This window comes from Blautia intestinihominis (assembly GCF_040096655.1).
Classification (GTDB): Bacteria; Bacillota; Clostridia; order Lachnospirales; family Lachnospiraceae; genus Blautia_A; species Blautia_A intestinihominis.
The window spans coordinates 1-14,073 of record NZ_JBBMEI010000006.1; the positions used below are offsets into that span (position 1 = coordinate 1).

Genomic DNA, 14,073 nt, shown 5'->3' on the forward strand with positions numbered 1-14,073 from the left:
AAAAATCAAGGAATTGATATTCTAAAAATTTTAGTTTTCCAATAATTACAGGGATTCTTTGCGCATTTACAGGTTTTTATATAATTTATTTGAAGTAGCACAATAGGTTAAGTTAAGTGTAACATGTTTGCGGTGGTTGTCAATAACTGAGAAATAGGGTATAATCACCATAGAAAATGTAGAAAATTCGATACAGAATCATCTATGGAGGTTGAAATGGAGAATGTATTTATTATGGATCATCCGCTGATCCAGCATAAAATTTCTATGCTTCGTAACAAAAATACAGGAACAAATGAATTTCGTAAACTGATCGAGGAGATCGCAGTACTGATGGGATATGAGGCACTGAGAGATCTTCCACTGGAAGATGTTGAGGTAGAGACACCGATCGAAACCTGCATGTCACCTATGATCGCAGGCAAGAAGCTGGCTGTTGTTCCGGTACTTCGTGCCGGACTTGGAATGGTCAATGGTATCACTACACTTGTTCCGTCTGCAAAGATCGGACACATCGGACTTTACAGAGATCCTGAGACACATGAGCCGCACGAATATTACTGCAAACTGCCGGATCCGATCGATCAGCGTCTGATCGTTGTCACAGACCCGATGCTTGCAACAGGTGGTTCTGCTGTGGACGCAGTCAGAATGATCAAGGAACACGGCGGCAAAAATATCAAATGCATGTTTGTTATCGCAGCACCGGAAGGATTGGAGAGTCTCCATAAAGAGCATCCGGATGTACAGATCTATGTAGGACATCTGGACCGTGAACTGAACGACCATGCATACATCTGCCCGGGACTTGGCGATGCTGGAGACCGTATTTTCGGTACTATCTAAGGAGCGCAGAATGACCAAAGAAGAACTGGCACTGGAAGTGATCGACAGACTTAAGAAGGAATACCCGGATGCAGGATGCACACTGGATTATGACCAGGCGTGGAAGCTTCTTGTGAGCGTGAGACTGGCAGCCCAGTGTACGGATGCGAGGGTCAATGTAGTCGTAGAGGATCTTTATGCAAAATATCCTGACGTAGCTTCTCTTGCAGCAGCAGAACCGGAGGAGATCGAGGCAATCGTCCGTCCCTGCGGTCTTGGCAAGAGTAAGGCGAGGGATATCAGCGCGTGTATGCGGATCCTTCATGAGCAGTACAATGACAACATCCCGACCACATTCGAAGAACTTCTCAAACTCCCGGGTGTAGGACGCAAGAGCGCAAACCTGATCATGGGAGATGTCTTTGGCAAACCGGCGATTGTGACAGACACACACTGTATCCGTCTGACGAACCGTATCGGTCTGGTTGACGGCATCAAGGATCCTAAGAAAGTGGAGATGGCTCTGTGGAAGATCATTCCGCCGGAAGAAGGCAGTGATTTTTGCCATCGTCTTGTTTGCCACGGAAGAGAAGTCTGTACTGCACGGACAAAGCCATATTGTGATAAATGCTGTCTGGAGGATATCTGCCAGAAGAATATATAACGACCAGGCTCCTCACTATATGAGGAGCCTGTTTTGAAACATAATACAAGTGATCAAAGGAGGAATCTGGTGTGAAATACGCAATCATCGGGGCAGGAGGAACCGGAGGGACTCTTGGATTTTATCTTACAAAAGCAGAAAAGGACGTAACTCTGATCGCGAGAGGCAGCCATCTTGAGGCGATGCAGAAACAGGGACTTACCATGAGGCAGCTCTGGGATGGAAAAGAAGAGACCATTCCTGTCAAAGCATGCCGGATGGAAGAATACACAGAGCAGCCAGATGTGATCCTGGTGTGTGTCAAGGGCTATTCCCTGACGGATCTGATCCCGGATATCCGCAGGATTGCCGGACCGGAGACAGTAGTTCTTCCAATCCTGAATATTTATGGAACCGGCGGCAGATTACAGAAAGAATTTCCGGATCTCACCGTACCGGATGGATGCATCTATGTATCAGCGGCGATCGAGGAGCCGGGAGTGATCCTTCGCCATGGCAAGATCCTTCGAGTTGTTTTTGGCGCGCGGACTCCTTCTGAAGAGACAGAAAGCATGAGAGCGATCGCACGGGATATGGCATCCGAAGATCTGGAAGTGATTCTTTCACCGGATATCCGCAGAGATGCGATGGTGAAGTTTTCCTACGTATCACCGATCGGAACGGCAGGTTTATATTACAATGCCACGGCAGTTGATTTTCAGCAGGAAGGCGAGAAACGTGAGATGATCTGCGAACTGATGCGTGAGATCGTTAATTTGTCCCATGCAATGGGAATTGAATTTGAAGAAGACCTTGTGGAACGAAACCTCAGGATCCTTTCAAATCTCGCACCGGAATCAACAACATCCATGCAGAGAGATGTTATGGCAGGAAAGCAGTCTGAGATTGACGGACTTGTATATGAAGTTGTGCGTATGGGCAGAGAATACGGCGTGCCGATGCCGGAATATGAAAAAGCAGCCGCACAGTTTCAGAAACAGGGATTATAGTTATAAGAAAAGAGAAAAAATATGAGAAAGATGAAACATATGGAGGATTCCCGTACCGAAAATACTTATCTCATCATGAATAAGCACATCAACGGTTACGGCAGGCTCTTTGGCGGAGTTCTGATGCAGTGGATCGATGAGATGGCGGGGATCGTAGCGTACAGACATGCAGGAACGATCGTGACGACTGCCTGTGTGGACAATCTGAATTTTAAGGCAGGAGCCTATCTGGGAGACACCGTGGTCCTGATCGGAAAGCTGACTTACGTCGGAAGAACTTCCATGGAAGTACGGATCGATACTTATGTAGAAAGTCCTGACGGAACACGCAGGGTCATCAACCGTGCCTATGAAGTCATGGTCGCACTGGATGAAAACGACAACAAGGTCGAAGTTCCCGGTCTGATCGTTGAAACGGAATCCGAGAAAGCTGAGTGGCTCGGGGCACAGAAGCGTAATGAACTCCGAAAGGAAAGACGCAGAGAGGGCTACTGATAATATCATCAGATCTGAAAGAAAGGAAGTGACATCATATGGCAAAAAAAATTGGCATCATTTCAGACACTCATGGTTTATTAAGACCGGAAGTCCTGGAAATCCTCAAAACATGTGACTGCATTCTGCATGCAGGTGATGTGGACAGACCGGAACTTCTTGACAGGATCCGTTGCCTTGGTTCCATCTATGTCGTAAGAGGAAATAATGACAGAGACTGGGCTGAGGGGATTGCAAAGACACTTCGTTTCACTATAGAAGGTGTGAAATTTTTTATGACACACAACAAAAAAGATGTGGCATGGGAGCTTGGCAGTGCCCAGGTCGTGATCTTTGGTCATACGCACAGTTATTCTGAAAAAGTGGTCGACGGCAGATTGTGGCTGAATCCGGGAAGCTGTGGAAGAAGCCGTTTTGGGCAGGAGGCCACGATGGCTGTCATGAGCGTGGATCAGGGGACGTATCATGTGGATAAAATTGTGTTCGCAAATAAATAGTGAACATATATTCTGAAATTTAAGTTCGTCCCGTTTTATTGGACATTTAATATGAGATACTCTTTATATCGAAAAGATGTTCGGAAAATATGTTCAGAACAAATATTCGAAATTCTCAAACCATAATACGATATAAAGGGGATCTTACTATGATGAACACAGCAGAAACAGCAAAGAGACACTACGAGACAGAGAACAGAGAGAGCCATACAGAGAAGAAGAAATTTTCCAATGTCATGGCAATGATACTCGGAATACTGGTAACAGTGGAGATCATGATCCTGGGTGCCATGGTCATGAAGATCGATGTGCATTCTGCTGACAGGATTGCGATGGCACTGGCATTTGTGGTAGTATATTCCGGTGTGGTAGCAGCACTGACTGACAAGTAATAAGAAGGATAACAGACAATACATGCCGAAATCATTTAACCAGAAACTCAAAATATTATACCTGATGGATGTGCTGCTGGAGCGGACAGATGAGGAGCATCCCATATCTGCGAAGGATATGGCACAGTATCTCAGAGGATACGGGATCAGTGTCGAGCGCAAGACAGTTTACGATGACATTGAGGCACTGAGGATCTATGGACTTGATATCCGCAACCGCCGTGGGAAGGTTGGCGGTTTCTATATAGCGAACCGGAAGTTCCAGCTTCCGGAAGTGAAGTTCCTGATGGATGCAGTACAGTCTTCCAGATTTGTCACACAGAAGAAATCCAGAGAACTGCTCCGCAAACTGGAGAGCCTTGTTATCCCGGAAGCTGCAAAGAAACTCCGTGAGCAGCTTTTTATCGAACCAGGCAATAAGACAGTCAACGAGGAGATATACAGCAACATCCAGACGATCTATGACGGCATGTCCAGGAACAGACAGATCCGTTTTCATTATTACGAATGGACTCTGTCCAAGGAACTGAAACCCAAGAAGAATGGAGAGTGGTATCAGGCCAGCCCATGGAAGATGATCTGGAAGAATGAGAATTACTATCTTCTGGGACTGGATGAGCGAAGCGGAGTTGTGAAGCATTATCGCGTGGACAAGATGATGCAGGTAGAGGTAATTGAGAAGCAGAAGAGAAATGGCGGCAATATTTTCAGGGATTTTGATCTCGGGAAGTTCTCTTCCAGTACTTTCGGGATGTTCGGAGGGAAGGAGAGAAGTGTCCGGATGGAGTTTGAGAATCAGTTTGTAGGCGTTGTGCTTGACCGTTTTGGTCAGGATGTCATGCTGATCCCCAAGGATGAGAATCATTTTTCCATGCAGGCACAGATCAAGGTCAGTACACAGTTTTTTGGCTGGCTTGCAGGACTGGGTACAGGAGCCGTGATCGTATCACCGGAGAATATCCGCAGGGAATATGTATCATTTCTCAAGAAGACCCTTAAGAATTATGGAGAGAAATATGACGGTAAAATCTAAACTTTTAGGAATATTAGAACAGCAGAAGGGGGAAACTCTTTCTGGAGAGAAACTTGCCGAGGAACTTCACTGTACCAGAGCTGCGATCTGGAAGGCGGTGAAGTCCCTGAGGGAAGAAGGATATACAATAGAGGCAGGACAGAATAAGGGCTATATGCTGGTGAAGGACAGTCATCGTCTTTCCATGGAAGCAATACAGCCCTTTTTAGTTTCACCGGAAGTTTATCTGAAGGTATATCAGGAGATCGACTCGACCAACCGTGCCGCGAAGGAAGCGGCGGTAACCGGACTTGCCGGTCATGGTGGATGCGTTGTGGCAGGGAAGCAGACAGCAGGAAGAGGACGGAGAGGCAGAAGCTTCTATTCTCCGGAGGAAGCAGGACTCTATCTCAGTGTTATCCTTAAACCTCGCGGGAGCCTCAAGGAGAGCCTTCTGCTCACCGCAGAGGCGGCTGTGGCAGTCTATAAGGCTGTCCTTCGGATTACTGGTATCTCACTTGGAATCAAGTGGGTGAATGACCTCTATTACAATGAGAAGAAGGTCTGCGGCATCCTGACAGAAGCTGTCACAGACTTTGAGAGCGGAGATATTGACTTTGCCGTAGTTGGGATCGGGCTGAATCTGTATGAGGCAGAGGGCGGATATCCGTCTGAGATCAGGAATGTCGCCGGAGCCCTGTATGAGAACCGGGAAGCGGCAGCAGGACTGGATCGTAACCGTCTTGCCGCTGAGATCATCAATGCCCTTCTGGAAGAGACAAGAGAGCTGCGTTTACCTCCTGAATATATCCAGCAGAATCTTGTCCCGGGAAGGGAGATCCAGATCGTGGACGGGCAGGATATCCGTAAGGCGAAGGCACTGGAGATCTGTCCGGACGGAAGGCTCAAAGTACAGGAGTCTGACGGCTCTTTGTCTATTTTAGCCTATGGAGAGGTCTCACTTATAATATGAAGTTATATTTAATATAATTGTGCAAAGTGTATAGGATCGGCTGATCTTTTTGGACAAAATGGGGAGAATGGATATTGACTTTTTTTTGACAAAGCGTAAAATAAAGGCATCAAATGACAGACCGGTATGACCAATATGTTGGTTCGGTCGGAGAAAAGGAGGGAGAAAGACGGGGAATTTATCAGCCACATTGGCAGAAGAGCTTGAGAGCAAGACATTGTTTACGATACCAGTGTTCGGCGGAATACCGATTGCAGAGAGCGTCGCGGTTACCTGGGTCATTATGGCCATTCTGGTAATACTTTCTCTGATACTGGTTCGAAATCTTAAAGTCGAGAATCCAGGCAAAAAACAGCTTCTTCTGGAATCAGGAGTAAGTTTCCTTCAGGATTTCTTTGTGGGAATTCTGGGAGAAGAGGGAAAACGGTATGTCCCTTATCTGATGTCAACCGTAATTTTCATTGGAATAGCCAATATAGCAGGTGTGTTTGGGTTTACACCACCGACAAAGGACATGAATGTTACCATAGCATTGTCGCTTATGAGCATTATTCTGATCGAATATGCAGGATTTCATAAGAGAGGACTTAAGGGATTCCTTAAGAGCTTTGCAGAGCCTGTGCCGATCATGCTTCCGATCAATATTCTGGAGCTTGCGATCAGACCAACATCTCTGTGTATGCGATTATTTGGTAATGTTCTGGGAAGCTTTGTTGTAATGAAATTGCTTGAATTTATATGTCCGGCAATTCTTCCCATACCGTTCAGCCTGTATTTTGATTTCTTTGACGGATTCATACAGGCTTATGTATTTGTATTTTTAACATCCTTGTTCATCAAGGAAGCAATCGAGTAAGACAAAAGAAAATTGGATATCTATTCAGGAGGAAAAAAGTATGTCAACATTAGTAGCAATCGGAGCAGCTATCGCAGTTCTTACAGGTATTGGAGCAGGTATTGGTATTGGTATCGCAACTTCCAAGGCAGTTGAAGCTATCGCAAGACAGCCGGAAGCAGAGAGCAAGATCAGTAAGAACCTGCTGTTAGGATGTGCCCTTGCCGAGGCAACAGCTATTTACGGTTTCGTAATCGGACTTCTGATCATCATCATGCTGGGCTAATGATAAAGAACCGAAAAATACAGAGAGGCAGGTGGACCAGGTGATAAAAATTGACATCAACCTTGTCTTTACGATCATCAACCTGTTAGTTCTTTATTTATTGATGAAGAAGTTTTTATTCGGACCGATCATCAAAGTGATGGACGTAAGAAAGGCTATGATCGATCAGCAGTTTGCAGGAGCAAAGGAGCAGGAGGATCAGGCGAAGGCACTTAAAGAACAGTATGAGGGTGCATTGAAATCCGCCAGAGAAGAATCCTTCCAGATTATGGAACAGGCCAGAAAAGAGGCCAAAGCACAGGCAGACAAAACTGTGGAAGATACACAGGCAAAGGTATCTGCAATGCTTGCCAAAGCGCAGGAGGACATCAACACAGAGCGCGAGAATGCTATGCGTCAGATGAAAGATGATGTTGCCTCTCTTGCTATGGAAGCTGCCGGTAAAATTATTGGTAAAAACAGTGGAGCAGACCAGGATTTATCCTTGTATGACCAATTTATAGAAAAAGCAGGTGATCCAGATGACAGTGACCGCCGTTAATTATGCAAAAACTCTGTATGACCTTTCTGTTTCCAGAAAGGTCATACAGAATACAAAAGAAATATTTCGGAAGGTTCCTGAACTCGCACAGAGTCTGAAGAACCCATTGGTACCATTTGAGATCAAGGAAAAAGTGATCGACAGAGTGATCCCTGAGGAAATGAAGAGTTTCATCAAGGTCGTCTGCAAGCATCACAGAATTGATCTGATCGAGGAAATTTTTGAAGATTACGAAGAACTGTGCCGACAGCATGAGAAGACCATACACGCAGTCATGCGTTATGTAACAGCACCGAAGGATGCACAGCTTGATGGTATCAGAGCATTTTTATGCCGGGAATTTGGGGCGCAGAAAGCCGAAATAGAAATGATAGAAGATAAAAGCCTGATCGGAGGATTTGTCCTTCTGGCAGGCGGAAGCGAATATGACTGGAGCCTGCGGGGACGTTACCGCAAGCTGGAACAGAAATTGACCCGGAGGTGAACACGTTGAGTGCAATCAATCCAGATGAGATTATTTCCATTCTGAAAGAAGAAATAGAGAATTATGATGAAATCAGCCAGAACCAGGAAGTAGGAACGGTCATTTCCGTAGGAGATGGAATTGCAACTGTTTATGGAATTGATCACGCTATGTATGGCGAGGTTGTAGTATTTGAAAACGGACTCAAGGGAATGGTTCAGGATATCCGTACAAACAGCATGGGATGTATTCTGTTTGGTAAGGATACCGGAATCAAGGAGGGAACCAAAGTAACCAGAACTGGTAAACAGGCAGGTATACCTGTAGGTGATGGTTTCGTTGGACGAATCGTCAATGCTCTTGGAGCCCCGATTGACGGAAAAGGTGATATCAAAGAACAGGATTATCGCCCGGTAGAGAATCCGGCACCTGGAATTATTGACCGTAAATCCGTAAATGTACCGCTGGAAACAGGAATCCTTTCACTTGATTCCATGTTCCCAATCGGACGAGGACAGCGAGAACTTATCATTGGTGACAGACAGACCGGTAAGACTTCCCTTGCAATCGATACCATCCTGAACCAGAAGGGTAAGGATGTGATTTGTATTTATGTGGCAATCGGTCAGAAGGCATCTACGGTAGCCAAAGTTGTATCCAACCTTGAGAAATATGGAGCTATGGAATATACCACAGTATTTTCTTCAACAGCAAGCGACTGTGCGCCGCTTCAGTACATTGCTCCTTATGCAGGAACAGCACTTGCAGAGTACTTTATGTACAAAGGCAAGGATGTCCTGATCGTATACGATGATCTGAGCAAACATGCAGTTGCATATCGTGCACTGTCACTGCTTCTGGAGCGTTCTCCGGGACGTGAAGCATATCCTGGTGACGTATTCTACCTTCATTCCAGACTTCTGGAGCGTTCCAGCCGTCTGAGTGATAAGCTGGGCGGAGGTTCCATTACAGCACTTCCGATCATCGAGACACAGGCAGGAGATGTATCCGCATACATTCCTACCAACGTAATTTCCATCACAGACGGACAGATCTTCCTCGAGAGTGACCTGTTCTTCTCAGGTATGAGACCGGCGGTCAACGTAGGTCTTTCCGTATCCCGAGTTGGTGGTGCAGCGCAGACCAAGGCAATGAAGAAAGCATCCGGAAGTATCCGTATCGACCTGGCACAGTACCGTGAGATGGAAGTATTCACCCAGTTCAGTTCCGATCTGGATGATGCGACCAAAGCACAGCTTGCTTATGGCGGATGCCTGATGGAACTTCTGAAACAGCCGTTGTGTAATCCACTTTCTCTCCACCAGCAGGTTATCACACTGTGGACAGCGACCCACAAGAAGCTGGTTCATGTGGATAAGAAGGCTGTGAAGAAATATCAGATGGATATGCTCGAATACTTCGACAACGTATATCCTGAAATCGGCAAAGAAATCGATGAGAGCAAAGTCTTAAGCGATGAACTCGGAGAAAAAATCCTTCAGGTTGCAGATGAATTCAAGGATCGTGCAGCCGCAAAATAAAGCAGAGATTGCATAGGAGGAACTTATGGCAAATGCAAGAGAAATAAAAAGCAGGATAAGCAGTGTCCAGGACACAATGAAGATTACCAATGCCATGTATATGATTTCCTCTTCCAAGATGAAAAAAGCCAAGAAGATACTGTCTGATACAGAGCCTTACTTCTATAATATGCAGGGGGCGATTGCCAGAATTCTTCGTCATGTTCCGGATATCCAGCATCCGTTCTTCAGCGTGCGTCATCTGATCCCACAGGAAGAACGTAAGATAGCGACCATAGTGGTAACCGGTGACAAGGGTATGGCAGGTGCTTATAACCATAACATCACCAGAATGACAGAAGAATTTATAGCATCTACACCTGGATATCATAAGCTGTATGTTCTTGGTATGGTCGGTCGTCAGTATTTTGGCAAGAAAGATGTGGACATGGATGGAAGCTTCCACTATACCGTACAGAAGCCGACCATGCATCGTGCAAGATTGATCAGTGAGGAAGTTGTAAGAAGCTTTCTGGAAAGAGAAGTGGATGAGGTGCATATCATCTATACACAGATGCAGAATGCAGTTGTGATGGAGCCGGTAAATATGCAGCTTCTTCCTTTAAAGAAAACGAACTTTTCGCCACTTGAGGTTCCGGTGGGCGTTCATCAGGAGGAGATAGAGATGTTTCCTTCAACAGACGGCGTACTGGACATTATGATTCCTAATTATCTGACAGGTGTGATTTATGGCTGTCTTGTAGAAGCATATGCAAGTGAGAACAATGCGAGAATGACAGCCATGCAGTCTTCTACAGACAGTGCAAAGAAAATGCTACAGGATCTTTCAATTCAGTATAACCGTGCACGTCAGGCAGCGATCACACAGGAGATCACAGAAGTTTGCAGTGGTGCGAAGGCCCAGAAAAGGAAGGGACGATAATGAGTAAAGGTAAGATTGTACAGGTCATGGGACCTGTTGTAGATGTTGTTTTTGAGAATGGCGATCTTCCGGATATCAAGGACGCCCTTGAAGTCGAAAACAATGGTAAGAAATGCGTTATGGAAGTTTCTCAGCATCTGGGAAATGATGTGGTTCGCTGCATTATGCTGAGTGCCAGTGAGGGACTTCAGAGAGACAGAGAAGTAGTTGCCACAGGAAGTGGAATCAAGGTTCCGGTAGGAGACTGCACTCTTGGCAGACTTTTTAATGTTCTTGGAGAGACAGTTGACGGTGGAGAAGCTCTGGATGATGCAGAGCGTTGGGTGATTCACAGAGATCCGCCAAGCTTCGAAGATCAGAAACCGGCCGTAGAGATCCTGGAGACAGGTATCAAGGTCATCGACCTTCTTGCTCCTTATGCAAAGGGTGGTAAGATCGGTCTGTTCGGTGGTGCCGGTGTTGGTAAAACCGTTCTGATCCAGGAACTTATCCAGAATATCGCTACAGAGCATGGTGGATATTCTATTTTTACAGGTGTCGGAGAACGTTCCCGTGAAGGTAACGACCTCTGGTCAGAAATGAAGGAATCCGGTGTTCTTGAGAAAACAGCCTTAGTGTTCGGACAGATGAATGAGCCACCGGGATCCCGTATGCGTGTTGCGGAAACAGGTCTTACAATGGCTGAATATTTCCGTGATACAGAGCACAGAGATGTACTTTTGTTTATTGATAATATTTTCCGTTTTGTACAGGCCGGTTCTGAGGTATCTGCACTTCTCGGACGTATGCCGTCTGCCGTAGGTTATCAGCCTACACTGGCAACTGAGATGGGTGAACTTCAGGAGCGTATCGCTTCTACAACTTCTGGTTCTGTAACTTCTGTACAAGCCGTATATGTACCTGCCGATGACCTGACTGACCCGGCTCCGGCAACAACGTTTGCACATCTGGATGCGACTACAGTACTTTCCCGTAAGATCGTAGAGCAGGGTATTTACCCGGCTGTTGATCCGCTGGAATCTACTTCCCGTATTCTGGAAGCTGATGTAGTAGGCGAGGAGCATTATGAAGTTGCACGTAGAGTACAGGAAATCCTTCAGAAATACAAAGAACTCCAGGACATCATTGCGATCCTTGGTATGGAAGAACTTTCCGATGAGGATAAGAATACGGTATTCCGTGCAAGAAAGATCCAGAAATTCCTGTCCCAGCCATTCCATGTAGCTGAGAACTTTACAGGTATTCCTGGTAAATATGTTCCGCTCAAAGAAACAATCCGTGGATTCAAGATGATCATTGATGGTGAGATGGATCAGTATCCGGAAAATGCGTTCTTCAACGTAGGAACCATTGACGAAGTAATCGAAAAAGCCAAAACTTTATCAGAAGAATAAGGGGTGAGGCTTATGGAAAGTACATTCGGACTTGAAATTTATGCTGCCAACAGACAGTTTTTTGCAGGAAGAGCCAAATCATTGATCATCCCGGCCGAGGATGGACAGAAGGAATTTCTGGCACATCATGCCAATATGATCTGTGCGATCGTTCCGGGTGAGATGCGCTTTGAGGATTCTGAAGGGAACTGGCTGACAGTTGCAGTAAGCTCAGGTTTTGTTGAGATGATCAACAACCGTGCAAAGCTGTTCTGCCTGACTGTGGAACGTCCGGAAGAAATTGATATCCGCAGAGCAGAAGAGGCAAGAGACCGTGCGGAAGAGCAGCTGCGTCAGAAACAGAGCATTGTGGAATATCACAGAAGCCAGGCTGCACTCGCAAGAGCGATGACAAGACTTCGTGTCAGCAAAAATATATAAAAGTAACTGCTAAGACATGAACCGGTTACGGGATGTGAACAGAGAACAGTTACAAATCAAAGTCAGCAAAACAGGACTGCGATTCAGAAATGAATGCGGTTCTGTTTTTTTGGATTTCAGGGAAATCTGAAGAACTTGTTTCATGTTTTCAGGAGAGGTTGCTGAAAAAACGTCTGTTTTTTCCTACAGGATGATAATTGTAAAGAAAATGCTGCTGTGCTATAATTGTCACATTACTTATAACTGCAGAGTCACTCTGCGTGATAAGAATTCATATTGCTGTTGATGAATGAACAGTAATGATCTACCGCGAAAAAGATTGGAAATGTTTTGAACTCGTTGTCTGAAGTGGAAAAACTGTAAGGAGACAGAACAGTTACAATAAACTATCGTAACCAGACAACAGAGTATAAGAAAGGTTAATTTAAGAAATATGGCAAGTATCAAAGATGTGGCACAGAAGGCCGGAGTAGGGGTCGGTACTGTGTCCAGAGTAATAAATGGCAGTGGCTATGTTGCTGCTGATACCCGCAAAAAAATTGAACAGGCGATCAGCGATCTGGAATATACACCAAATGAACTGGCAAGAAATCTGTTTCGTAACAGAACCGGTATCATAGGTGTCCTGATCCCTGATCTGGATCATCCGTTTTTCTCGGCATTTACGCGGGAAACGGAGGTAGCTCTCTACAAGAGAGGCTACAAGGCGATGATCTGCAACACAGTAGGGAGCAGCAACAGAGAACGTGATTATCTGAATATGCTTGACCGTAATATGGTGGATGGGATCATTACCGGTGCACATACACTGCACTGGAAGGAATATGTAAACCGGAAGCGTACAATTGTCGCACTGGACCAGGATTTCGGTCCGGAAATCCCTATGGTAGGGTCTGACCATGCTTATGGTGGTAAGCTGGCAGCAGAGATCATGCTGAAAAATAACTGTAAGAGGGTCGTCCACATCACTGGTATTGCTCCGAATGTAGCGGCAAATGACAGACATATCATATTTGAAGAGACGTTGAAAAAGCATGGAGTGGAAGTCCTGGATCTGACCATGGAATGGAATCTGTTTGATCACCAGTCTTACTGGGATGCAGCAGCCGAGGCATTAGAGAAATATCCGGATGCGGATGGTATATTTGCGGCTGACCAGCCGGCGCTCTGCTATATGCATCTTGCCCTCAAGGCAGGGAAAAGAGTCCCGGAGGATCTCAAGGTGATCACTTATGATGGCATGGATGTCAGCAGAATCTGCTATCCGGAGGTAACGGCTATTTGTCAGAATGTGAAATTTTTGGCAGAAACCTGTGCCAAAAGTGTCATAAATCTGATAGAAGACAAGGAACCCGTTCCACACAGACAGATTTTATCCGTGGAATTAAGGCAGGGACAAAGCACATACCCAGTTGAAATTAACGATGAATTATAAAAAATAAAAATAAAATACAGAATATACGACATAAAAAGTAAATTACAAGCAAATTATAGTAAAATATTCTGATAATAATTCGAAACATGCAGAGTCTGCAAGCGGCTTTGCATGTTTTTTATATTACAGATAATTTGTGTTAAAAAAATAACGCATACAGATATGCAATATGCACAAAAATGAATATATAAAATTATAAAAATGCACGGAATTGTGCTTGGAAGCGGTTTTTTAGTTAAAATCTGTTGACAAATGTACCTCATGGAAGTATGATAAAGACACGATATGGAACGGATTCCATATAAAACTTCTCGAACATAATAATGAGAATCGGCTGTTTGAGAATATGGAACGGGTTCTATAATATTTCCTTTCGCGCGGTGGAAATA

The 14,073-nt window shown here is 45.2% G+C and carries 17 protein-coding genes; all 17 read left to right on the forward strand.

The window, feature by feature from the left end:
* Positions 1-216 precede the first annotated feature (216 nt).
* Complete coding sequence (gene upp, locus WMO75_RS03100) at positions 217-846, forward strand: uracil phosphoribosyltransferase (protein WP_349077605.1); 630 nt, start codon at positions 217-219, stop codon at positions 844-846.
* Positions 847-856: 10 nt separating this feature from the next.
* Positions 857-1,489, forward strand: coding sequence for an endonuclease III domain-containing protein (locus tag WMO75_RS03105; RefSeq protein WP_022213949.1), 633 nt, complete (start codon positions 857-859; stop codon positions 1,487-1,489).
* A gap of 71 nt (positions 1,490-1,560) precedes the next feature.
* The gene (locus WMO75_RS03110; protein WP_022213950.1) at positions 1,561-2,478 is read left to right on the forward strand and encodes a ketopantoate reductase family protein; all 918 of its coding nucleotides are present in this window, start codon (positions 1,561-1,563) and stop codon (positions 2,476-2,478) included.
* Positions 2,479-2,499: 21 nt separating this feature from the next.
* Positions 2,500-2,973: an acyl-CoA thioesterase gene (locus WMO75_RS03115; RefSeq protein WP_022213951.1), complete on the forward strand. Its 474-nt coding sequence runs from the start codon at positions 2,500-2,502 to the stop codon at positions 2,971-2,973.
* Between the two features lie 38 nt (positions 2,974-3,011).
* Positions 3,012-3,470, forward strand: a complete 459-nt coding sequence (locus WMO75_RS03120; protein WP_349077607.1) for a metallophosphoesterase family protein — start codon at positions 3,012-3,014, stop codon at positions 3,468-3,470.
* 149 nt (positions 3,471-3,619) lie between these two features.
* Complete coding sequence (locus WMO75_RS03125; RefSeq protein ID WP_022213953.1) at positions 3,620-3,862, forward strand: hypothetical protein; 243 nt, start codon at positions 3,620-3,622, stop codon at positions 3,860-3,862.
* Positions 3,863-3,884: 22 nt separating this feature from the next.
* The gene (locus tag WMO75_RS03130; protein ID WP_118252167.1) at positions 3,885-4,895 is read left to right on the forward strand and encodes a helix-turn-helix transcriptional regulator; all 1,011 of its coding nucleotides are present in this window, start codon (positions 3,885-3,887) and stop codon (positions 4,893-4,895) included.
* On the forward strand, positions 4,879-5,847 hold the full coding sequence (locus WMO75_RS03135; protein WP_118698921.1) for a biotin--[acetyl-CoA-carboxylase] ligase: 969 nt from the start codon (positions 4,879-4,881) through the stop codon (positions 5,845-5,847). The genes WMO75_RS03130 and WMO75_RS03135 overlap by 17 nt, the downstream gene beginning before the upstream one ends.
* A gap of 190 nt (positions 5,848-6,037) precedes the next feature.
* Positions 6,038-6,703, forward strand: coding sequence for a F0F1 ATP synthase subunit A (locus WMO75_RS03140; RefSeq protein ID WP_118698920.1), 666 nt, complete (start codon positions 6,038-6,040; stop codon positions 6,701-6,703).
* Positions 6,704-6,743: 40 nt separating this feature from the next.
* Positions 6,744-6,968, forward strand: coding sequence for an ATP synthase F0 subunit C (gene atpE / locus WMO75_RS03145; RefSeq protein ID WP_015540752.1), 225 nt, complete (start codon positions 6,744-6,746; stop codon positions 6,966-6,968).
* Between the two features lie 40 nt (positions 6,969-7,008).
* Positions 7,009-7,509 carry a F0F1 ATP synthase subunit B gene (gene atpF / locus WMO75_RS03150; RefSeq protein WP_022213957.1) on the forward strand — a complete coding sequence of 167 codons (501 nt, stop codon included), beginning with the start codon at positions 7,009-7,011 and terminating at the stop codon, positions 7,507-7,509.
* Positions 7,490-7,993, forward strand: coding sequence for an ATP synthase F1 subunit delta (gene atpH / locus WMO75_RS03155; protein WP_022213958.1), 504 nt, complete (start codon positions 7,490-7,492; stop codon positions 7,991-7,993). The genes atpF and atpH overlap by 20 nt, the downstream gene beginning before the upstream one ends.
* Positions 7,994-7,998: 5 nt before the next feature.
* Positions 7,999-9,513 (forward strand): F0F1 ATP synthase subunit alpha, encoded by a 1,515-nt coding sequence (gene atpA / locus WMO75_RS03160; RefSeq protein ID WP_022213959.1) that lies wholly within the window; start codon positions 7,999-8,001, stop codon positions 9,511-9,513.
* Between the two features lie 25 nt (positions 9,514-9,538).
* Positions 9,539-10,435, forward strand: coding sequence for an ATP synthase F1 subunit gamma (atpG, locus tag WMO75_RS03165; RefSeq protein WP_022213960.1), 897 nt, complete (start codon positions 9,539-9,541; stop codon positions 10,433-10,435).
* Positions 10,435-11,829, forward strand: a complete 1,395-nt coding sequence (atpD, locus tag WMO75_RS03170) for a F0F1 ATP synthase subunit beta (protein WP_118252163.1) — start codon at positions 10,435-10,437, stop codon at positions 11,827-11,829. The genes atpG and atpD overlap by 1 nt, the downstream gene beginning before the upstream one ends.
* A 12-nt stretch (positions 11,830-11,841) precedes the next feature.
* Positions 11,842-12,249: an ATP synthase F1 subunit epsilon gene (gene atpC / locus WMO75_RS03175; RefSeq protein ID WP_022213962.1), complete on the forward strand. Its 408-nt coding sequence runs from the start codon at positions 11,842-11,844 to the stop codon at positions 12,247-12,249.
* Positions 12,250-12,682: 433 nt separating this feature from the next.
* The gene (locus tag WMO75_RS03180) at positions 12,683-13,684 is read left to right on the forward strand and encodes a LacI family DNA-binding transcriptional regulator (RefSeq protein WP_118698918.1); all 1,002 of its coding nucleotides are present in this window, start codon (positions 12,683-12,685) and stop codon (positions 13,682-13,684) included.
* Positions 13,685-14,073 lie beyond the last annotated feature (389 nt).